Origin of the sequence: Streptomyces sp. NPDC004610 (assembly GCF_040609715.1) — a bacterium.
Taxonomy (GTDB): Bacteria; Actinomycetota; Actinomycetes; order Streptomycetales; family Streptomycetaceae; genus Streptomyces.
Map to the genome: position 1 here is coordinate 122,877 of NZ_JBEXLA010000024.1, position 21,585 is coordinate 144,461.

Annotated in this window: 17 protein-coding genes; 3 read left to right on the top strand and 14 right to left on the bottom strand. The window is 71.8% G+C overall.

Annotated features, from left to right (window positions below; genetic code table 11):
- Window positions 1-110 precede the first annotated feature (110 nt).
- Complete coding sequence (locus ABZX40_RS25680; protein ID WP_355742695.1) at window positions 111-1,586, bottom strand: hypothetical protein; 1,476 nt, start codon at window positions 1,584-1,586, stop codon at window positions 111-113.
- A 507-nt stretch (window positions 1,587-2,093) separates the two neighbouring features.
- Between ABZX40_RS25680 and ABZX40_RS25685 the strand changes: the two genes are divergently transcribed.
- Complete coding sequence (locus ABZX40_RS25685) at window positions 2,094-2,756, top strand: bifunctional DNA primase/polymerase (RefSeq protein ID WP_355742432.1); 663 nt, start codon at window positions 2,094-2,096, stop codon at window positions 2,754-2,756.
- Window positions 2,757-2,872: 116 nt separating this feature from the next.
- Here ABZX40_RS25685 and ftsY read toward each other — a convergent pair whose 3' ends face one another.
- On the bottom strand, window positions 2,873-4,078 hold the full coding sequence (gene ftsY, locus ABZX40_RS25690; protein WP_355742429.1) for a signal recognition particle-docking protein FtsY: 1,206 nt from the start codon (window positions 4,076-4,078) through the stop codon (window positions 2,873-2,875).
- A 109-nt stretch (window positions 4,079-4,187) separates the two neighbouring features.
- Between ftsY and ABZX40_RS25695 the strand changes: the two genes are divergently transcribed.
- A complete protein-coding gene (locus tag ABZX40_RS25695; RefSeq protein ID WP_355742427.1) occupies window positions 4,188-5,627 on the top strand; it encodes a cytosine permease in 1,440 nt (479 codons plus the stop codon).
- Window positions 5,628-5,792: 165 nt separating this feature from the next.
- Here the strand turns inward: ABZX40_RS25695 and ABZX40_RS25700 are convergent, their stop codons facing one another.
- From ABZX40_RS25700 to ABZX40_RS25715, 4 genes are all read right to left on the bottom strand, one after another.
- On the bottom strand, window positions 5,793-7,223 hold the full coding sequence (locus ABZX40_RS25700; RefSeq protein ID WP_355742424.1) for a sugar porter family MFS transporter: 1,431 nt from the start codon (window positions 7,221-7,223) through the stop codon (window positions 5,793-5,795).
- 103 nt (window positions 7,224-7,326) lie between these two features.
- Window positions 7,327-11,184 (bottom strand): AAA family ATPase, encoded by a 3,858-nt coding sequence (locus ABZX40_RS25705; RefSeq protein WP_355742421.1) that lies wholly within the window; start codon window positions 11,182-11,184, stop codon window positions 7,327-7,329.
- A gap of 218 nt (window positions 11,185-11,402) precedes the next feature.
- Window positions 11,403-11,606, bottom strand: coding sequence for a hypothetical protein (locus ABZX40_RS25710; protein ID WP_355742418.1), 204 nt, complete (start codon window positions 11,604-11,606; stop codon window positions 11,403-11,405).
- 378 nt (window positions 11,607-11,984) lie between these two features.
- Window positions 11,985-12,266, bottom strand: a complete 282-nt coding sequence (locus ABZX40_RS25715; RefSeq protein WP_355742415.1) for an acylphosphatase — start codon at window positions 12,264-12,266, stop codon at window positions 11,985-11,987.
- Between the two features lie 160 nt (window positions 12,267-12,426).
- Here ABZX40_RS25715 and ABZX40_RS25720 point away from each other — a divergent pair, with 160 nt between their 5' ends.
- On the top strand, window positions 12,427-13,608 hold the full coding sequence (locus ABZX40_RS25720; protein WP_355742412.1) for a CAP domain-containing protein: 1,182 nt from the start codon (window positions 12,427-12,429) through the stop codon (window positions 13,606-13,608).
- A gap of 143 nt (window positions 13,609-13,751) precedes the next feature.
- Here ABZX40_RS25720 and mutM read toward each other — a convergent pair whose 3' ends face one another.
- From mutM to recG, 8 genes are all read right to left on the bottom strand, one after another.
- Window positions 13,752-14,612, bottom strand: coding sequence for a bifunctional DNA-formamidopyrimidine glycosylase/DNA-(apurinic or apyrimidinic site) lyase (gene mutM, locus ABZX40_RS25725; protein ID WP_355742409.1), 861 nt, complete (start codon window positions 14,610-14,612; stop codon window positions 13,752-13,754).
- A gap of 169 nt (window positions 14,613-14,781) precedes the next feature.
- Window positions 14,782-15,705, bottom strand: a complete 924-nt coding sequence (gene rnc, locus ABZX40_RS25730; protein ID WP_356162680.1) for a ribonuclease III — start codon at window positions 15,703-15,705, stop codon at window positions 14,782-14,784.
- A 19-nt stretch (window positions 15,706-15,724) separates the two neighbouring features.
- Entirely contained in the window at window positions 15,725-15,898 is a 174-nt protein-coding gene (rpmF, locus tag ABZX40_RS25735) for a 50S ribosomal protein L32 (RefSeq protein ID WP_003951102.1), read from the bottom strand.
- Window positions 15,899-15,900: 2 nt separating this feature from the next.
- Window positions 15,901-16,545, bottom strand: a complete 645-nt coding sequence (locus ABZX40_RS25740) for a YceD family protein (protein WP_355742402.1) — start codon at window positions 16,543-16,545, stop codon at window positions 15,901-15,903.
- A 143-nt stretch (window positions 16,546-16,688) separates the two neighbouring features.
- A complete protein-coding gene (locus ABZX40_RS25745) occupies window positions 16,689-17,777 on the bottom strand; it encodes a cell division initiation protein (RefSeq protein ID WP_355742399.1) in 1,089 nt (362 codons plus the stop codon).
- Window positions 17,778-17,963: 186 nt separating this feature from the next.
- Entirely contained in the window at window positions 17,964-18,443 is a 480-nt protein-coding gene (coaD, locus tag ABZX40_RS25750; RefSeq protein WP_355742692.1) for a pantetheine-phosphate adenylyltransferase, read from the bottom strand.
- A 26-nt stretch (window positions 18,444-18,469) separates the two neighbouring features.
- Entirely contained in the window at window positions 18,470-19,054 is a 585-nt protein-coding gene (gene rsmD, locus ABZX40_RS25755; protein ID WP_355742396.1) for a 16S rRNA (guanine(966)-N(2))-methyltransferase RsmD, read from the bottom strand.
- 142 nt (window positions 19,055-19,196) lie between these two features.
- Window positions 19,197-21,512: an ATP-dependent DNA helicase RecG gene (gene recG, locus ABZX40_RS25760; protein ID WP_355742393.1), complete on the bottom strand. Its 2,316-nt coding sequence runs from the start codon at window positions 21,510-21,512 to the stop codon at window positions 19,197-19,199.
- Window positions 21,513-21,585: the final 73 nt, after the last annotated feature.

Consider the following 21,585-nt stretch of genomic DNA (forward strand, 5'->3'; position numbering starts at 1 on the left):
CGGCCGCGGACGGCCTTCCGATGACCTGGCATGGGGGAGCCGAGTCGGGCAGTTCGGGAGGGCCGGCCGCGGCCGGGGCTCGGGGTGTGCGGGGCGGTCCCCGCGCCGGGTCAGACCGCCTCGGCGGCCTCCGGGAGCTCGACGGCGAGTTTGCCGGTGAGGTCGACGACCTCGGCGAGATCGCCGTACTCGCGGTTGGCGGTGTCGACGGTCTTGCGGATACGGGTGTTGACCCGCTCGGAGCGGACCTTGGCGGCGACCCGCATGGCCTGCTCGGCGAGGACCGTGCTCTGCTCGGGCTCCCGGCGCAGCAGATGCACGCTGGCCATCCCGATCAGATTGAGCGCGTACGACCGCTGGTGCTCGTCGTCGACGGCGAAGAGGTCGACGGCCCGGCGCATCAGGGGTTCGGCGAGGGAGGCGTAGGCGGGGCTGCGCCCGGCGACATAGGCGAGGTCGCGGAAGGAGTGGGAGTTCTCGCCGTACAGCTCGGCCTCGGAGAAGAAGCGGATCCAGTCGGGGTCCGGCTCGTCCCAGTCGTCGGCGTCGGCGAAGGTGTCCTCGGCCATGCGCACCGCGCGTTTGCACTTGCCGGGCTGGCCCATGGTGGCGTAGGCGCGGGCCTCCATCGCATACAGCATGGACTGGGTGCGCGGGCTCGCGCAGTCGCGGCTGCCGTACTGGGCGAGATGGATCAGTTCGAGCGCGTCCTCGGGGCGTCCGAGGTGGATCATCTGACGGCTCATGCTGGAGAGGATGTACGAGCCGAGGGGGCGGTCCCCGGCCTCCTTGGCGGCGTGCAGGGCGAGGACGAAGTACTTCTGGGCGGTGGGCTGGAGACCCACGTCGTAGCTCATCCAGCCCGCCAGTTCGGCGAGTTCGGCGGCGACCTTGAACAGCCGCCGGGTGGTGGCCCGGGGGTGGGGTTCCTGGAGCAGGTCGGTGACCTCGTGGAGCTGGCCGACGACGGCTTTGCGGCGCAGGCCGCCGCCGCACTGGGCGTCCCAGCGGCGGAACATGACCGTGGTGGACTCCAGCAGCTCCAGCTCGGGCCCGGAGAGCTTGTTGCGGGTGCGGTCGGCGGAGGACGGCTCGGGGTCGGGCGGCTGGGCGGCGGGGGTGGGCACCAGCCAGCGCTGCATGGGCTCGATGAGGGTGGGTCCCGCGGACAGCGCGAGGGAGGTGCCGAGGAAGCCGCGCCGGGCGAGCATCAGATCGCTGCGGGAGTACTCGCCGAGCAGGGCGATGGTCTGCGGGGCCGTCCAGGGGAGGTCGACGCCCGCGGTCGAGGGGGCCTGGCGGGCCGTGCGCAGACCGAGGTCCTCGATGGAGACGACACAGCCGAAGCGCTCGGAGAACAGCTCGGAGAGGATTCTGGGGATCGGCTCGCGCGGGTTCTCGCCGTCCAGCCAGCGGCGCACCCGGGAGGTGTCGGTGGAGATGTGGTTGGCGCCCAGCTGCCGGGCCCGCCGGTTGACCTGGCGGGCCAGCTCGCCCTTGGACCAACCGCTGCGTACGAACCAGGAGTTCAGCAGCTCGTTGGGACGTTTCTCGGCGTTCGTCCCGCCTGCGCCGTTGCCGCCCACTGGAACGCCCCCCATTCCTCCGACCGCCTGTCGCCCTGCTGCGCCAAGCCCTATCAGATTGCCCGTCAACCCGGCCGCGCGTCCGGCGATTGTCACCCTTCGAACGGAGAAGCGTCTTGCCTCCGGCATACCCACTAGGGCATGTGCCTCCGACCGTCGCGCACTCAAAGTAATCCTACGATCACTGGCCCGGCCATGGCGATCCCGGAAACGCCACCATTCGCCACCCCTTCGAATGAACTCACGATCGCCTTCACACGATTCACTTGACATAGACCAGGCGCGAATTGACGGAGCGATGCACAAAAGGGCGCGCGGAGTTCGGTGCACCACCCCTCGCGCTTCAAGCCGCTGCCTGGATCGGGCGGCAGTGGGAAGCGGGAACGATGGGCGGTCACGTTCCGCATTCGTTCCGTAACCCCCGGTATGTGGGAAGCGGGAACGATGGGCGGTCACGTTCCGCATTCGTTCCGTAACCCCCGGTATGTGGGGAGCGTTGGAGGAGGCATGGGCTTCACGATCGGCACCAGCCGGAGCATTCGCGATATCCGGGGCGGCGCCCGCCGTCGCGGCCGGGCCTCGGACTGCACCGCCGTGGCCGAGTACACCGGACTGTGGGGCTGGGCCGTGGTGCCGGGCGCCCGAGCGGCCCAGGGCCTGTGCTCCTGCGGCCGTACCGACTGCCCCGCCCCGGGGGCGCATCCGCTGGACTTCGCACCCGAGGTGCCCGCCGGTGCCACGCTGGACGAGGTGACCGAGGCCTGGGGCCGGTTCCCCGGCGCCGCGGTCATGCTGCCGGTCGGGCGGGCGTTCGACGTCCTGGAGGTGGCGGAGCCGGTCGGGCGCCGCGCGCTGGTCCGGCTGGAGCGGATGGGGCTTCCGCTGGGCCCGGTCGCCCTCACCCCCGACGGCCGCGCCCAGTTCTTCGTCGCCCCCGGCGCCGCCGCCGAACTCCCCACCCTGCTCTACCGCATGGGCTGGGACGACCCCCGGCTCGATGTGCGCGCCCTCGGCCGCGGCGACCACCTCACCGCCCCGCCCTCCGACCGCGCCGGCCTCGGCCCGGTCCACTGGCTGCGCACCCCCGAACTCGACACCGCGACCCGGCCGCCCACGGCCCGCCTGCTGCTGGGGACCCTGGCGTACGTGGCCCATCGCTCCCGGACCTAGCCCCTGGGGTTAGACCCTGGAGTCCTCTGTGGGGTCCTCTGTCAGACCGAAGCGCCCGCTCCCCCTCCCGGGAAACGGGCGCTTTCGTGATCCGTGCGTGCGCGGTGGCGCCGACGTCACTCCCCGATAAGGGCGTCAACGAACGCCTCCGGCTCGAAGGGGGCCAGATCGTCGGCGCCCTCGCCGAGCCCGACCAGCTTGACCGGGACGCCCAGCTCCCGCTGGACGGCGACGACGATGCCGCCCTTGGCGGTCCCGTCGAGCTTGGTCAGCACGATGCCGGTGATGTCGACGACCTCGGCGAAGACCCGGGCCTGGACCAGGCCGTTCTGCCCGGTGGTGGCGTCCAGCACGAGAAGCACCTCGTCCAGCGGGGCCTGCTTCTCGATCACCCGCTTGACCTTGCCCAGCTCGTCCATCAGCCCGGTCTTGGTGTGCAGTCGCCCGGCGGTGTCGATGAGGACGACATCGGCCCCCATCTCCTTGCCCTCCTTGACCGCGTCGAAGGCCACGGAGGCAGGGTCGCCGGCCTCGGGTCCGCGCACGGTGTGGGCGCCGACCCGCTCGCCCCAGGTCTGGAGCTGGTCGGCGGCGGCGGCCCGGAAGGTGTCCGCGGCGCCCAGCACCACGCTCTGCCCGTCGGCGATCAGCACCCGCGCGAGCTTGCCGGTGGTGGTGGTCTTACCGGTGCCGTTGACCCCGACGACCATCACGACGCCGGGCCCGCCGGTCTCGGGCTCGGTCTTCACCGCCCGGTCCAGCTCGGGGCCGACCAGGGTGAGCAGTTCCTCACGCAGCAGGGTGCGCAGCTCGCCGGGGGTGCGGGTGCCGAGCACCTTGACTCGCTCGCGCAGCCGTTCGACCAGCTCCTGGGTGGGCTGCACGCCGACATCGGCGGTGAGCAGGATGTCCTCGATCTCCTCCCAGGTGTCCTCGTCCAGATGCTCGCGCGAGAGCAGGGCGAGCAGGCCCTTGCCGAGCGCGTTCTGGGAGCGGGAGAGCCGGGCGCGCAGCCGCACCAGGCGGCCCGCGGTGGGTTCCGGCACCTCGATCTCGACGGCCGGGAGTTCCTCGGCGGGGGGTTCCTCGACGGTGGGCGGGGCCGCGCCGCCGGGGAGGTCCACCTCCTCGATCGTGCGGCGGGGTTCGTCCCGCGGGGTCTCGGCCTCGTCGCCGACATGCGGCTCGGCCGGAGGGGCGGTGAGGTCGGGCTTCGTGGGCGGCGGGGGCAGCGGCCTGCGGCGCCGGCTGCCGACGACCAGCCCGCCGAGCGCGGCGAGCACGACCACGGCGATGACTACGGCAAGGATGACGGTATCCATAACCCGACCAGTATCGGCCATGGCCCCGCGCCGGAACCCCTACGGCGGCCTCCCCGCTCGACATCGCAGCATTTCCGCCCATAACCGGACCAACGTACGATGACTGCTCATGCGTCTCGCCACTCACCGTGAGCACTCCCGGCCCGCGTCCGCCCACCGCCTGGAGACCCGGGGCATCGAGCCCGTCCCGGACGCCGAGCGCACCGCGCGGACCGGGCGGCTCTTCTCGACCTGGGTCGCCGCCAACCTCACCGTGCTGCTGCTGACCATCGGCGCGAGCCTGTCCGTCACCTACGGGCTGAACTTCTGGCAGGCGCTGGCCGTGGGGCTGGCCGCGCCCCTGCTGGCGTTCGGGCTGGTCGGGCTGATCGGGATCGCGGGCAAGCGGGGCGGGGCGCCGGGGATGGCGCTGTCACGGGCGGTGTTCGGGCAGCGGGGGAATCTGCTGCCGGGGGCGCTGATCTGGGTCGCGCGCTGGGGCTGGGAGACCATCAACGCGGTGACCGGCTCCTACGCGCTGCTCGCGGTGCTGGACATCCTGTTCGGGGTGCGCCGGACGACCCCGCTGGTCGTGGTGACCCTGGTGCTGTTCGTCGTGGCGACCTTCGCGATCTCCGGGTCCGGCATCGGGGCGGTGCAGCGGGGCACCACCTGGGCGGCCTGGCTGTTCGGCGCCTTCTCGGTGCTGGTGCTGGGCCATCTGGTGGTGGAGACGGACTGGGCGGAGGTCTTCGGCAGGCGGGCGGGCTCCACCGCCGCGATGATCACCGGCGTCGGCCTGGTCGCGGCGGGCGGCATCAGCTGGGCCCCGACCTCCCCCGACTTCACCCGCTATCTGCCCCGTACGGCGTCCTCGGCGGCGATCGTGCGCCACTCGGTCACCGGCGCGGGGATCGTCGTGCTGCCGCTGGTGCTGATGGGCGCGGTGATGGCGACGGGCACCCCGGATCTGGCGTCGGCGGCGGACCCGGTGGCGTTCCTGGGGGAGATCCTGCCGCTGTGGCTGGCGGTGCCGTATCTGCTGATGGCGCTGGCCGGGATGGTGCTGATCAACTCCATGTCGATGTATTCGGCCGGGTTCACCGCCCAGACCCTGGGCTTCCGCGTGTCGCGCCCCTGGGCCGTCTCGGTGAACGCCGTGATCTCCCTGGTCCTCGGCGCGGTCCTGATGCTGGCCGCGACCAGCTTCCTCGGCTCGTTCATCGCCTTCCTCTCCCTGCTGGCGGTCGCCTTCTCGGCCTGGGCCGGCGTCTTCGGCGCGGACATGCTCCGCCGCACCTCCTACGATCCCGTGGCCCTGCTCGACACCGGCCGCACCAGCGCCTACTGGTACCGGGGCGGCTTCAGCCCGGCCGCGGTCACCGCCTGGGCGCTGGGCCTGGTCACGGGCCTGCTGTTCACCCGGTCCGACTGGTTCACCGGCCCCTTCGCCACCGGCAACCCGATCGGCGCGTACGGCCTCGGCTGGACCGCCACCATCGTCGTCTCCGGCCTGCTGTACGCGCTTCTGCCGAAGCCGGCGGTGGGGGGTGCGGTGCTGGATGCCTGACATATCGTCAGCCGACCGCCCGCGCGCTGCCTCCCCTCGCGCTGCCTTCCCGCGCGCTGCCTCCTCCGGGCGAAGGGACGCCCAGCCCATGCCCGTCTCGGTCGTACGCCTCAGCCTCGTCGCGCCCGGCGCCGCACCGGCGGGTAGGGCCGGGGGCGGGTGGTCTCAGCCCATCTCCTCCAGAGTCTTGCCCTTCGTCTCCTTCACGAACAGCAGCACGAACGGGATGGAGAGGGTGGCGAAGCAGGCGTAGATCACATAGGTCGCCGACAGATTCCAGTCGGCCAGTGACGGGAAGCTCGCGGTGATGGCCCAGTTGGCGATCCACTGGGCGGAGGCGGCCACCCCGAGCGCGGCGGCGCGGATGCGGTTCGGGAACATCTCGCCGAGGAAGACCCAGACGACCACGCCCCAGGACAGGGCGAAGAACAGCACGAAGACATGGGCGGCGATCAGCGCCACCGTGCCCTCGGTGGACGGGAGCTTGCCGTCGACCAGGGGCGCGGAGAAGGCCCATGCCTCCAGGGCGAGGGCGATCGCCATCCCCGTGGAGCCGATCAGCGCGAGCGGTCTGCGTCCGATGCGGTCCACGAAGATCATGGCGATGACGGTGCCGATGATGTTCACGATCGAGGTGGTGAAGGAGTAGAAGAACGAGTCCGTCGGGTCGATGCCGACCGACTGCCACAGGGTCGCCGAGTAGTAGAAGGCCACATTGATGCCGACGAACTGCTGGAAGACCGACAGTCCGATACCGATCCAGACGATCCGCTGGAAGAAGAAGGACCCGCCCAGCAGGTCCTTGAACACCGACTTGTGCTCGCGCTTCATGGCCTGTTCGATCTCGTCCACCCGGGCGTCCAGACCGGGGTGGTCGCCCTCGACCTCGGCGAGGATCTTCCTGGCCCGCTCCCGCTTGCCGACCGAGAGCAGAAAGCGCGGCGACTCCGGGATCGCCAGCGACAGCAGCCCGTACAGCACCGCCGGGACGACCATCACGCCCAGCATCACCTGCCAGACCTCCAGGCCCAGCAGTTTCCCGCGCTGATTGCCGCCGGCCGCGTGCAGCAGCCCCCAGTTGACGAGCTGCGACACCGCGATGCCGACGACGATCGCGGCCTGCTGGAAGGAGCCGAGCCGGCCCCGGTAGGCGGGCGGCGAGACCTCGGCGATATAGGCCGGTCCGATGACCGAGGCCATCCCGATGGCGAAGCCGCCGACGATCCGCCAGAAGGCCAGGTCGTAGAGCGCGAAGGGCAGCGCGGAACCGACCGCGCTGATGGTGAACAGCACGGACGCGATCTGCATACAGCGGATACGGCCGATCCGGTCGGCGATCCGCCCGGCGGTGGCGGCACCGATGGCACAGCCGATCAGCGCGATGGCGATCACCTGGGCGAGCGCGGCCGAGCCGATGTCGTAGCGGTCCCGGATGGCCTCGACCGCGCCATTGATGACGGAGCTGTCGTAGCCGAAGAGGAAACCGCCCATGGCCGCGGCGGCGGCGATGAAGATGACATGCGCGAGATGCTCGGGGTGGGCCGGTTCCATTCCCGGCCGCGGCGACTGCGGCTGCGGCTCCGCTGTGCTCGTCACATTCCCCTCCTCGGGCCACCCATTGGTGGTACCAGTGGCGCACAGGTCCGCGCCGCCCACCACTTGGGCGCATCCGTCGGGAACGGGGGGTGTGCACCCGTCGTCAGCGCAGCCGCTGGCTGATCACCTTCGACACACCGTCACCCTGCATGGAGACCCCGTACAGCGCGTCCGCGACCTCCATGGTGCGCTTCTGATGGGTGATGACGATCAGCTGGGACGCCTCCTGGAGCTCCTGCATGATGCGGATCAGCCGCTGGAGGTTGGTGTCGTCGAGCGCCGCCTCGACCTCGTCCATCACATAGAACGGGCTCGGCCGCGCCTTGAAGATCGACACCAGCAGGGCCACCGCGGTCAGCGACCGCTCGCCGCCCGAGAGCAGCGACAGCCGCTTGACCTTCTTGCCGGGCGGCCGGGCCTCGACATCGACGCCGGTGGTGAGCATGTTGTCCGGGTCGGTCAGCACGAGCCGTCCCTCACCGCCCGGGAAGAGCCGCCCGAAGACCCCCTCGAACTCCCGTGCGGTGTCCCGGTACGCCTCGGTGAAGACCTGCTCGACCCGCTCGTCGACCTCCTTCACCACCTGGAGCAGATCGGCCCGGGTCTTGCGCAGATCCTCCAGCTGCTCGCTGAGGAACTGATGACGTTCCTCCAGCGCGGCGAACTCCTCAAGCGCCAGCGGGTTCACCTTGCCGAGCTGCTGATACGCCCGCTCGGCCGCCTTCAGCCGCTTCTCCTGCTCCCCGCGCGCGAACGGCTTCGGCTGGTTGCGCGGATGCTCCGGGTCCTCCGGCAGCACCTCGCCCTCGGCGGGCAGCGACGGCGGCACGGGCTGATGCGGCCCGTACTCCTCGACCAGCCCGGCGGGCTCGACCCCCAGCTCCTCCAGCGCCCTGCCCTCCAGCTGCTCGATCCGCATCCGCTTCTCCGCGCCGAGCACCTCGCCCCGGTGCACCGAGTCGGTCAGCTTGTCCAGCTCGGCCTTGAGGTCACGGCCCTGCCCGCGCGCCGCGGTCAGCTCCTGCTCCCGGCGCGCCTTGGCGGCCTCGGCGACGGTACGTTCCCGCTCCGCGCGGCCGAGGGACACCTCGACATGCGCGAGCAGCTGACGGGCGCCCGCGGCGACCGCCCCGGCGACGGCCGCCTCGTGGCGCAGCCGGGCCCTGCGCTGCTCGGCCCGCGCCCGCGCCTCGCGCTCCGCGCGCGCGGCCCGGTCCAGCGACTCCGCCCGCCCGGCCAGCCCCTTGACCCGCTCCTCATGCGTACGGACCTGGAGGCGGGCCTCCATCTCGGTCTGCCGGGCGTTGGCGCCGTCGGCGGCGAGCCGGTCGCGGGCAGCGGTGTCGGGCTCCTCCTCGAACGGCATCTCCTCGGCGACGGCCAGTCGTTCGGCGAGTTCCTCGACCTCCTGGAGCGCCTTGTCCAGGGCGTCCTGCGCGCGGGCCGCCGCGGCGGCGCTCCGCTCGGCCTCACCGGCCGCGCCGCGCGCCTGACCGGCGAGCCGGCCGAGCTGCTGGGCCACGGAGGACTTCTCGCGCTCGGCTGCGCGGCGGCGCTCGGCCAGTTCCTCGGTCTGCGCGCGGCACTGTGTGCGGTGGGTCTGGGCGGTGGCCTGGGCCTCGGTGAGGCGGGCACAGCGGACGGCCAGTTCCGCCAGTTCGTTGGCGGCCTCGTCCACGGACGCCTGGACCTCCAGCAGGCTGGGGGCGCCTGCGGAGCCGCCGTGCGCGAAGTGGGCGGCGAGGAGGTCGCCTTCGGCGGTGACGGCGGTGAGGTCGGGGCGGCGGCGGATGAGTTCTTCGGCGTCGTCGAGGGTTTCCACGATGGTGATGCCGTGGAGGAGGCGGTGGATGGCGGGGGTGAGGTCGGGAGGGGCCTTGACGTAGGTGGTGGCGGGGGGTGGGGGGTGGGGGGTGAGGCGCGGGGGGCGCGTGGGGTGGGGGGTGGTGGCGGGAGGGTCGGCGGGTGCGGGTGGGTGGGGGCTGGTCGCGCAGTTCCCCGCGCCCCTTGAGGGCGTGGGGGTGGGCGGTGATTCCGGGGCGCCCGCGCCTGTGCTCCTGGAGGGCGTGAGGGTGTCCCGCGTTTCCGGGGGGCCCGCGTCCGTGGTCACGGAGGGCGTGACGGTGGCCCGCGCTTCCAGAGGGCCCGCGTCCGTGGTCACGCAGGGCGGGAAGGTGGCCCGCGTTTCCAGACAGCCCGCGTCCGTGGTCCCGGAAGGCGGGACGGTGGGTGGGGTTTCCGGGGCTCCTGTCAGGAGGAGGGACGCTCTGCCCGCGTCCTGTTTGCGGAGGAGGCGGAGGGCGTCGGCCGCTGCGGTGGGGGTGGTGACGGCGATGGCGTCCGCCGCCGCGCCGAACGCCGCCGCCACCGCGGCCTCGTAGCCCGGCGTCACCGTCAGGAGTTCCGCCGCCGGGCCCAGGATGCCGGTGAGGCGGTCGCGGGAGTCGAGGAGCATGCCGGTGCCGTCCTTGCGGCGCAGGCCGAGGGCGAGGGCCTCGTGGCGGGCCTGGGTCGCGGCGCGGGCGCGCTCGGCAGCGGTGAGGGCCTCACGGGCGGCGGTCGCGGCGGACTCGGCCTCGGTGAGGCGGGCCTTGGCGGTGTCGTGCCGCGCGGCGAGTTCGGCGTCGCCCGCGTCGAGGCCGTCGACCTCGGCCTTGAGCTGCTCGTACTCCTCCTGGGCGGTGACCGCGCGGTCCTGGGCCTCGTCGCGGGCGGCGGCGAGCCGGTCGATCTCGGCCTGGGCGGAACCGGCGCGGGAGCGGGCCGCGCCGACCTGGCCGCCGAGCCGGGCGAGGCCCTCGCGCCGGTCGGCGATGGCCCGTGCGGCGTCCTTGAGACGGCGTTCCTCGGCGGCGAGTTCGCGCTCCAGTTCGGCGCGGTGGGTGACGGTGTCGTCCAGGGCGTGCTGGGCCGCTTCGAGGGCGGCCTCCAGTTCGGCCTCCTGCTCCCGCACCCGGTGGGCCTCGCGCTCCAGGTCCTCGGGGTCCCGGCCGCGCCGCTCCTCGGGCGGGGCGGCGGTGGCGCTCTTGACGCGGGCGTCGGCCAGCGAGACCGTGCCGCGCACCCGCTCGGCGAGCTGGGACAGCTCGTACCAGGTCTGCTGGGCGCGCTGGAGGCGCGGGGTGAGGCGGCGGACCTCGTCCTCCAGGAGGGCCTCGCGCTGGAGGGCCTTCCTCAGTTCCCGCTCGGCGGCTTCCTTGCGCTCCTTGAGGGCGGCCTCGTCGGCGACCTCGGCGCTCAGCGCCTCCCGCAGCCGCACCAGGTCGTCGGCGAGCAGCCGGAGCCGGGCGTCGCGCAGATCGGCCTGGATGACGGCGGCCCGGCGGGCGACGGCGGCCTGCCGGCCCAGCGGTTTGAGCTGGCGGCGGAGTTCGTCGGTGAGGTCCTGCACCCGCGCCAGATTGGCCTGCATCGCGTCCAGCTTGCGCAGCGCCTTCTCCTTGCGCTTGCGATGCTTGAGCACTCCGGCGGCCTCCTCGATGAAGGCGCGGCGGCCCATCGGATCGGCGTGCAGTACGGAATCGAGCTGGCCCTGTCCGACGATGACATGCATCTCCCGGCCGATACCGGAGTCGGAGAGCAGTTCCTGGATGTCGAGAAGTCGGCAGGTGTCGCCGTTGATCTGGTATTCGCTGCCGCCATTGCGGAACATGATCCGCGTGATGGTGACCTCGGCGTACTCGATGGGCAGCGCCCCGTCGGAATTGTCGATGGTCAGGGACACCTCGGCGCGGCCCAGCGGGGGGCGGCCGGTGGTGCCGGCGAAGATGACGTCCTCCATCTTTCCGCCGCGCAGCGATTTGGCGCCCTGCTCCCCCATCACCCAGCTGAGCGCGTCCACCACATTGGACTTGCCCGAACCGTTCGGTCCGACGACACACGTGATTCCGGGCTCGAACCGGAGCGTGGTCGCCGAGGCGAACGATTTGAACCCGCGCAGGGTCAGGGCCTTGAGGTGCACGCCGCTGGACTCTACCTTCCGGGGTTGTCTCACTCCACGAACCCGCGGTTTCGCCGCTGAACGCGCAGGGCACACCAGACGTTAAAGAGGGTGAAAGAATGCGGGGGGAAAGAAAGAAGGGACGCCGAAGCGTCCCTTGCGACTTCTTGACAACTTAGTGGCCGAAAGCGGGTTGTACGGGCAACCCGACCATTGCGTGTCGTGGTGCGATGCAGTGATCAGGTGAGCGCAGGCTCCGCCTGGTGTGCGTCGATGCTCTCCATGATCTCGTGGTGAGAAGCGGCAGCCGAAAGCGCGTCGTTCTCCGCCTGGATTCGTACCAGCTCGGATTCCAGATCCTGGACACGCTGCTGGAGCCGTCGCATCTCGGCGAGGAGTCGAGGGTCGGAGCCGCCGACGTAACCGAGAAGCGCCTTTGCCATTGGAATGGTCCTCCACACTGAGTGACCGACCGAAACGGTGTGGGTCGTGAGGGAATCGCACCCGCGGTGCTTGACACATCGAGTGGTGACTCTGCTGTTCTGCCATGCCAAACAGCTAAGGTGCGCGGGGCTTTCAGCGTCTCACCAAAAAGTTTGACGGTCAACACGATCACGCCCCGTATTGGCGGGCGACCCGGGGGCGCGCGGCCGGTGACGGCGACGCGACGACTCCTGCGGGCCCGCAGGGCCTGCCGATCATCTTTCCCCGCGGAGCCTGCCAGGGCAAGGGTTTCTCGGCAATCACCAGGAGCTTTCCCCCCGGGGCGCACTCCGGGGCACCACCCCTGAGCGGTCGTGCGGGCACCTGAGGTCTCCGGATCAGCGGACGGCGAAGCCGTCGTAGCCGCCCCGAGGTGTGTCCCAGATCTCGGTCACACCGTCCACGCGGCCGGGCGTGTCGCCGGTCCGGAGCCATTCCAGCAGCCCTTCACAGCCCGTCCGGGGCCCCTCGGCCACCACCTGGACCCGGCCGTCCCCCAAATTGAGAGCAAAGCCACTCAGGCCCCCGATCTCCAGCGCCTTGGCCCGGGTGAACCATCGGAAACCCACCCCTTGTACCCGCCCCCGCACCCAGGCCACCAGCCGCACGTCCTCGTTCATGACTGCAACTTAACCGGGCGGTGTCACTCACGACACTTCCCCCTCAGGCGCCATGCGGTAGCGTCCCGACGCAGTGAATCTCATCTGAAACTCACTCGATCGAGTGACTTGCGTTGACCGGAAGGACCAGTCGACCGCACGCCACGAGGAAGGCCAGGACATGGGACGCCACCGACGCTCGGACGCCGGGCGCGCCGCCAGGGACCGCGCCACGGGGGGCGTACCGCAGGGTTCCGGCACCGGGGACCACGGGGACGGCCGCCCGGTCCGGGGCATCGCCCCCTATCTCAATCCGGAGGCGTACGCGGAGTCCGCGGCCCGCAGCGAGGAGTTCCTCTACGCCACCGACGACGAGTATCCGCGCCCCGCGCCGGTCTCCGTCTTCGGTACGGAGGGCGAGGGCGGCGGCGACAACGGCTCGCACCGCCGCCCCCGTAAGAAGGGGTCGCGTCCGGTGCGCACCGGACTGCTCGGCGTCTCCGCCGCGGTCGCGCTCGGTACGGTCGCGGTGGCCACCGGGGTGGTGCCCGGCACCGACACCTACCGGTTCGGCGGCGACGGCGACCGGATCGAGGCCGCCGACACCCCGACCGGCACCCCCAGCGCCCAGGGCGGCACCTCCGGCGACGCCGAGAGCCCGGCACCGGGCACGGACGGCACCGGCACCGGCGGCACCCAGGGCTCCACCACCCCGGGCACCTCCCCCACCGCGGCCTCGCCCGAGGCGTCCGCCGGCAAGAAGACCCCGGACTCGAAGACCCCGGACTCGAAGTCGCCCGGCTCCCCGGCCCCCGAGCGGACCCCGGAGCCGAAGAAGCCCTCGGCGACGACCCCCTCGAAGTCCGCCTCCCAGCAGCCCGGCACCCGGCCGGTCACCCCCTCCCCCAGCCGTACGGCCACCAAGGCGCCGGTCGTGCCGCCCTCCACCCCGGCCCGGCCCTCCACTCCCGGGACGGTGTCCCAGGAGGCCGTTGCCGCCGCCGAGGTGCTGCGGCTGGTCAATGTGGAGCGGGCCGCCGCGGGATGCAGCCCGGTCGCCGCGAACAGCGCGCTGTCGGGGCTGGCCCAGAACTTCAGCGAGGACATGGCCGCCCGTGGTTTCTTCGACCACACCGACCCCGACGGCGACACCCCCTGGGACCGGGCCGCGCAGGCCGGGATAGCCGGCCTCGGCGGCGAGAACATAGCCCGCGGCCAAGCCGACGCCGCCGCCGTGATGGACGCCTGGATGAACAGCGAGGGCCATCGCGCCAACATCCTGAACTGCGACTTCACCACGCTGGGCGTGGGCGTCGAGTTCGGCTCGGGCGGCCCCTGGTGGACCCAGAATTTCGGCTACTAGCCGCCCTCGGACCATATTCCACCGGTCAGCGCCATCTCCGGATCACATTCCACCGGTCGGCGCCGCGGTCAGCGACAAGATGCTCTCCCCAGACCCTGCACGCCCTGGAGCGCGACGGGTCGGCCACGACGAGCGGGACCCGGTCAGGCGGTGGCCTTCGGCGGGTGCTGGCACTTCGGGCAGTAGTAGCTCGACCGGTTCATCCAGGGGCGGCGGCGGATCGGCGTCCCGCAGCGCTTGCAGGGCAGTCCCTCGCGGCCGTAGGCGTCGAGCGAGCGGTCGAAGTAGCCCGACTCGCCGTTGACGTTGACGTACAGGCTGTCGAAGCTGGTGCCGCCGACGGCGAGGGCCTCGTTCATCACCTCCCGGACATGGCCGAGGAGTTCGGCGGTGCGGGGGCGGGTGAGGGTCGCGGTCGGGCGTTCGTAGTGCAGCCGGGAGCGCCAGAGCGCCTCGTCGGCGTAGATGTTGCCGACGCCGCTGATCAGGGACTGGTCGAGCAGGGCGCGTTTGATCGTGGTGCGCTTGCGGCGCAGGGCCTGGTGGAACGCCTCGTCGTCGAAGAGCGGGTCGAGGGGGTCGCGGGCGATGTGCGCGATGACGTCGGGCAGTCCGTCGGCCCCGGTGTCGTGGAGCGAGAGGCCGCCGAAGGTGCGCTGGTCGACGAAGCGGAGTTCGGTGTCGAGGGCGTCCGCGAATCCGACGCGGATCCGGAGGTGCTTCTCGTCCGGCGCCCCGTGCGGCTGGACCAGCAGTTGGCCGCTCATCCCGAGATGGGCGAGCACCGCCTGACCGGTGTCCTCCAGCGGCAGCCAGAGGTATTTGCCGCGCCGGCTCGGCACACCCACCCGGTGTCCCTTGAGCCGGTGCCCGAAGTCCTCGGCACCGGCGAGATGGCGGCGCACCGCACGCGGGTGCAGCACCTCGGCCTCGGCGACGGTGCGATGGGCGACCCAGCGCTCCAGACCACGCCGGACGACTTCGATCTCGGGCAGTTCGGGCATCGGATCCCCCTGATGGGCGGCGGGTGCGGGGCCGTCGGGGTGGTCGGTCCCGTGTGCGCGGGACGAGGAGCGCGGCCACGGCTCTCCGACGGGCCGAGCGCCCGGCCCGGAGCGGGGCGGGCGCTCGGGCCGAGCGGGGTGGTGGTGGCCGGTGGTGGCCGGACAAGGGTCAGGCGGAGGCGGCGGACGGCGGGCCGTCGTCCTCCTCGGCCTGAGCCTGGGCCTCGACCTGAGCCTGGGCCTCCACCTGAGCCTGGACCTCGGCTTTGGCCTCGGCCTGGGTCTGAGCCTCGGCTTCGGCCTCCGCGGCCTTGGCCTTCGCCTCGGCCTCGGCGCGTTCGTCCGCGGCGGCGCGGATGGCCCGCCAGGCGGACTCGGCGGCCTGCTGCTCCGCCTCCTTCTTGCTGCGGCCGGTGCCGGTGCCGTACGAGACGCCTCCGACGCGGGCGGCAGCGGTGAAGGTCTTCTCGTGATCGGGGCCGGTCTCCGTGACCAGGTACTCGGGCACGCCGAGCCCCTCGGTCGCGGTCAGCTCCTGGAGGGAGGTCTTCCAGTCCAGGCCGGCGCCGAGATTGGAGGACTTCTCGATCAGCGGGTCGAACAGCCGGTGCACCAGCTCCGCCGCCGAGTCCAGGCCCTGATCGAGATAGACCGCGCCGATCACCGCTTCCAGGGTGTCGGCGAGGATGGACGCCTTGTCCCGGCCGCCCGTGCCCTCTTCACCCCGGCCGAGCCGGATGAAGGCGCCCAGGTCGAGACCGCGGCCGACCCCGGCCAGCGCACGCGAGTTGACCACCGCGGCCCGCAGCTTGGCCAGCTGGCCCTCGGGCAGATCGGGGTGGGTGCGATAGAGCGTGTCCGTCACGACGAGGCCGAGCACGGAGTCCCCGAGGAACTCCAGGCGCTCGTTCGTGGGCAGACCGCCGTTCTCGTACGCGTACGAGCGATGGGTCAGCGCACGCACCAGAAGGGCGGACTCGACGTGGTAGCCGAGCCGCCCTTCCAGAAGTGCGTGGGACGAGGACTGGTGGTCCGCCGATTTCCGGCCCTTTGGGTCCGGGTTGGCGTCATCCGCCTTCTTTGGCGTGGACACAGTGCCTCTCACCAGCCGCTCAGACCTCTAGGACCTGGCGCTTGTTGTAGGTGCCGCACGACGGGCACGCGATGTGCTGCTGCTTGGGCTCGTGGCAGCGCTCGCACGCAACCAGGGTGGGGACCGCAGCCTTCCACTGCGACCGGCGGTGGCGCGTGTTGCTGCGCGACATCTTCCGCTTCGGAACAGCCACGGCTACTTCTCCTGCTTCTCGTCGACGCCGGAACCGGCGCCGCCCATCGGATCCTGATCGCCGGTTTCGAGTGAATCGGCGATTCCCTGCAATGCCGCCCAACGGATGTCGACGGCATCATGGTGGTGGTCCGGGTCGTCCGCGAGCCGGGCTCCGCACTCGGAGCACAGACCCGGGCAGTCTTCCCGGCACACCGGCTGCATCGGCAGTGCGAGCACCACCGCATCACGCAGCACGGGTTCGAGGTCGAACAGTCCGTCCTCGATGAAGAGCCGGTCCTCGTCGTCCTCGGCGTCGTCGCCCGGTTCCGCGATCACACGGCCCCGGTCATCGGCGTCAGGGTACGAGAACATCTCCTGGAATTCCGCTTCGAGCTCCAGCTCCAGCGGCTCCAGACACCTTACGCACTCCCCCGCGGCCCGCGCACGGGCGGTGCCTGTGACAAGCACCCCTTCCATGACCGACTCCAGCCGGAGCGTCAGCTCCACCGAGGTGCCCTCCGGCACCGCGACGACACCCTGGAGACCGAGGTCCTTGGGGGCGTCGACCGTACGGGTCAGGCGCTGGAGCGCACCGGGCCGCCGGCCCAGCTCGTGCGTGTCGAACACGAGGGGGTTGCGGTGGTCGAGGCGGGCGTTCAGAGCCATTCCTGCTTTCGATCTGCTAGCTCAGAGGAAACGCCGCCCGTCGGTGAGTCTGGGCAGCGCTGATCGCGGAAGTACACACGACCGAAGAGCCAGGATACTGGACCATTCGCTCATGGCCCAATCCGGTCGCCCGCGGCTCCCGGTTACAGGCCCCGGCCCTGCTCGTACGCCCGCAACTGCTCCGCGCTGATCATGCTGGTGTCGAAGAGGCTGGTCTCGTCGAGGGCGTACCCCGGCTGCGGGGGCTGGGGAGGCTGCTGCGGCTGCTGCTGGGCCTGGTGGGGGTCGTACGACGGCTGCTGCTGGTCGTAGCCCTGGTAGGCGGGGGCGGCGGCGTAGGGGTCCGCCTGCTGGTAGCCGTAGGGATCGGGCTGCTGGTAGGCGTACGGGTCCTGCGGCGGGTCGTAGCCCTGCTGCTGGTAGGCGGCGTAGGCGGGCTCGGGGGCGGCGGGGGGCTGCGCGGGCGGAGGCGGGGCGGCCACGGGGGTGGCGGCCGGGCGGGGGGCCGGGGTGTCGGCGGGGCCCGCGAGTCCGGCGAGGTAGTCGGCGTCGCTGGCGTGCTGGACGGTGGAGAGGTCGTCGGCGAGGGCGCTGAGATCGTCGGAGGCGATCCGGCCGTGCAGCTTCTGCCGGCCGCGGCCGACGGCCTCCAGGGTCTTGGCGAGCACCGCCTCGAACGCGCCGAGCTTGAGGTCGACGTACTGGTCGGCGGTGCGGCGCAGGGTCTCCGGGTCGTGGCTGCGCTCGGGGGCGTCCTGGTCCTCGTAGCCCTGTTCGTCCAGGCCGGGGCCGGTGCCGAGGAGCTTCTCGCGGCCGCGGCCGACGGAGCCGAGGGTCTTGGTGAGGACGACCTCGAAGTTGGCGAGCTTGGAGTCGACGTAGTCATCGGCCTCGGCGCGGATCTCCTCGGCCTCGGTGCGGGCCTCGCCCAGGATGCGGTCGGCCTCGCCCTGGGAGACCCGGGCGACCTCGGTGTCGGAGATCAGGGAGCCGCGCTCGGCGTGCGCGCCCTGGATGATCCGGTCGGCCTCCAGCCGGGCCTGCTCGACCATCTGTTCCCGGCCGCCGATCAGCTCCCGCGCCTGCGCGAGGGAGTCGGGCAGCGCCGCCCGGACCTCCTCCAGCATCGCGAGCGTCTCCGCGCGGTTGATCACGCACGAGGCCGACATGGGCATCGACCGGGCACCGGAGACCGCGGCGACGATCTCGTCGAGCTTCTTCTGCACGTCCACCGTGTGCTCGCCATTCTCTGCAGCTGTGTTGGAGACGGACGGGACGACTGTACGGCCCCGGGGCGCCGGGGGGACACCGGTTCCGGGCGACGGACGGCGGGGCGTGGCCGGTCCCGTGTCCGCGATACCGGCCGGGGGCGACCGTGGGCGGCCGGGGAGTGGCCGGGAGGGAGGTCCCGGGCCGTTTCAGTCCCGCTTCAGCCGGGCGGTGAGGGCCTCGAAGACCTCCGGGGGCACCAGGTGGGAGACATCGCCGCCCCAGGTGGCGACCTCCTTCACCAGGGAGGAGGAGAGGAAGGAGTAGGTGGGGTTGGTGGGCACGAAGAGGGTCTCGACGCCCGACAGGCCGATGTTCATCTGGGCCATCTGGAGTTCGTAGTCGAAGTCGCTGACCGCGCGCAGGCCCTTCACGATGGCCGGGATGTCGCGCTGCTTGCAGAAGTCGACCAGGAGGCCGTGGAAGGCTTCCACCCGGACGTTTCCGTACTCGGTGGTGACCCGGCGGATCAGCTCGATCCGCTCCTCGATCTCGAACAGGCCCTTCTTGGACTTGTTGATCATCACCGCGACATAGACCTCGTCGTAGAGACGGGACGCGCGGGCGATGATGTCGAGATGTCCGTTGGTGATCGGGTCGAACGACCCGGGACAGACGGCGCGGCGCACTTGAGATCCCTCGCTCTCCGGTCCGGTCATCGTGCGTCTTCGCACTGTGAGGCGGCGCGACCGTACCAAAAGGTTCCTTCGCCGTAGCGACGGGACCGCAGGGCCGTGAAACCGCCCGGCCATCCGAATTCCCCGCCTCTGGTGCTGCGTTCCACGGTGACGAGGGCTTGAGCCGCGAGCCAGCCCTGCGAGCGGAGTGTGAGCAGTATCTCCCGAAGATCGTCGTCGGTGACGGCGTACGGCGGATCGAGAAACACCAGGTCGTACGGGTCCGGTGGCGGCGACTGGATGATCTGCTCGGCCCTGCCGGATCTGACCTCGGCGCCGGGCAGGCCCAGGTTCCGTACGTTCTCCCGGACGACCTTGGCGGCGCGGGCGTCGGACTCCACCAGCAGGGTGTGGCCCGCCCCGCGCGACAGCGCCTCCAGGCCCACGGCGCCGGAACCGGCGTACAGGTCGAGCACGCGCTCGCCGTCCAGCGGGGCGCCGAGGAGGGACTGCCAGGTGGAGAAGAGTCCCTCGCGGGCGCGGTCGGAGGTGGGGCGGGTGCCCGTCCCCGGCGGGACGGTGAGGCGGCGTCCGCCGGCTGTGCCGGCGATCACGCGGGTCATGGTGGGGGTCCTTCTTGGTGGGGTGGGGTGAGGGTGGGTGGGGGTTGTGGTCAGGTGCGGGTGCGGTGGGATGGGGCGGGCGTTCAGTGCCGTGCGTTCAGTGTCACCGGTCCCGGGGTTCCGCGCGCCCCTGGGGTGGGGTTCAGCCCTTGTCCAGGTACTGCTCCCGCTCCTCGTCCAGCAGGGCGTCCAGGGCCGTGCGCAGGCCGGGGAGGGCGGTGAGGTCCGGGTCGGCGGCCACGAGTCCCGTCGCCTCCTCGCGGGCCTCCGCGATGATCTCCTCGTCCTCGATGACCGCCAGGACGCGCAGGCTGGAGCGGGCGCCGGACTGGGCCTGGCCGAGGACATCGCCCTCGCGGCGCTGCTCCAGGTCGATCCGGGACAGCTCGAAGCCGTCGAGGGTGGCGGCGACGGCGGCCAGCCGCTGACGGGCGGGGCTCGCCTCCGGCATCTCCGTGACCAGCAGACACAGGCCGGGCGCGGAACCCCGGCCGACCCGACCGCGGAGCTGGTGGAGCTGCGAGACCCCGAAGCGATCGGCGTCCATGATCACCATGGCGGTGGCGTTGGGGACATTGACCCCGACCTCGATGACCGTGGTGGCGACCAGGACGTCCGTCTCCCCGGCGGCGAAGCGGCGCATGACCGCGTCCTTGTCGTCGGGGTGCATCCGGCCGTGCAGCACCTCGATGCGGAGGCCGGACAGCGGCCCCTTAGCGAGCTGGTCGGCGACCTCCAGCACCGCCAGCGGGGGGCGCTTGTCCCCGTCGTCCCCGGCGGGTGGCGCCGCGTTGGGGGGCTTGCCGGGACCCTTGGCGGGGTTCCCTGAATCCTTGCCGGGCTTTCCGGAGCCCTGGGCGGACTTGCCGGGACCCTTCGCGGGCTTCCCCGGGTCGTCCTCCTCGTCGCCGATCCGGGGGCAGACCACGTACGCCTGATGGCCGCCCGAGACCTCTTCACGGACCCGCTCCCAGGCGCGGGCCAGGAAGTGCGGTTTGTCGGCGGCCGGGACGACATGGCTGGCGATCGGGGAGCGGCCGGCCGGGAGCTGGTCGAGGACGGAGGTCTCCAGGTCGCCGAAGACGGTCATCGCGACCGTGCGCGGGATCGGGGTGGCCGTCATGACCAGGAGGTGCGGGGGCTGTTTGCCCTTGCCGCGCAGGGCGTCGCGCTGCTCGACCCCGAAGCGGTGCTGCTCGTCCACCACGACCAGACCGAGATCGTGGAACTGCACCTTGTCCTCGATCAGGGCGTGGGTGCCGATGACGATCCCGGCCTCGCCGGTGGCCAGGTCGAGCAGGGCGTGGCGGCGGGCGGCGGCGCCCATGGAGCCCGTCAGCAGCACCACCTTGGTGGCGTGCTCGGCGCCGCCCAGCATGCCGCCCTCGGCCAGCTCGCCCAGCATCTCCACGATCGAGCGGTGGTGCTGCTGGGCCAGCACCTCGGTGGGCGCCAGCATGGCGGCCTGCCCTCCGGAGTCCACCACGGCGAGCATCGCGCGCAGGGCGACCATCGTCTTGCCGCTGCCGACCTCGCCCTGGAGGAGGCGGTGCATGGGATGGTCCGTGGCGAGGTCGGCGAAGATCTCGCGGGACACCTTGCGCTGGCCCTCGGTGAGGGTGAAGGGGAGCCGGGCGTCGAAGGCGGTGAGCAGTCCGTCGGCGGCGGGGGCGCGGGGAACGGCCGGGAGCTGGGCGTCGGCGTGGCGGCGGCGGGCCAGGGCGACCTGGAGGACGAACGCCTCGTCCCATTTGAGGCGGGCGCGGGCGTCCTCGATGTCGGCCTTGGTCGCGGGGCGGTGGATCTTGAGCAGGGCCTCGGGCAGCGGGAGCAGACCGCGGCCCTCGCGCAGGGAGCCCGGCAGCGGGTCCAGGGCCTCCTGGGCGCGGGGCAGCACGGTCTGGACGGCCTTGCCGATCTTCCAGGACTCCAGCTTGGCCGTCGCCGGGTAGAGCGGGATGAGGGCGCCGGCCCAGGTCTCGACCGATTCGCCCGGCTCGTCGCCGTCGCCGTCGCCGTCTCCGGTCAGCAGTTCGTAGGCCGGGTGGGCGAGTTGGAGCCTGCGGTTGAAGACGGAGACCTTTCCGGCGAACATCGCGCGGGTGCCCGGCAGCAGGTCCTTGTGGGGTTTGTGGACGCCGTTGCCGAAGAAGACCAGCTGGAGCCGCCCGCTGCCGTCGGTGATGGTGACCTCCAGGCGCTGGCCCTTGCCGCGGGGCGCGCGGGAGGAGGCGAAGGTGTGCAGCCGGGCGTCGGCCACCATCGCGACCACCGTGACGTGCTCGTCCATGGGGAGGTCGGCGAGGTGGGTGAGCTGGCCGCGCTCCTCATATCTGCGCGGGTAGTGGTGGAGGAGGTCTCCGACGGTGAGCAGGCCGAGATGCTCGGCCATCACCTTGGCGGTGGCGGGGCCGAGCACCTTCTTCAGTGGTTCTTCCAGCGCGGGCACGAGATCCATTGCACACCACGCCACTGACATTGCCGTATACGTCTGAGGAAACCCCTGGTCAGACGGCTCGTTCGGGCTCTAG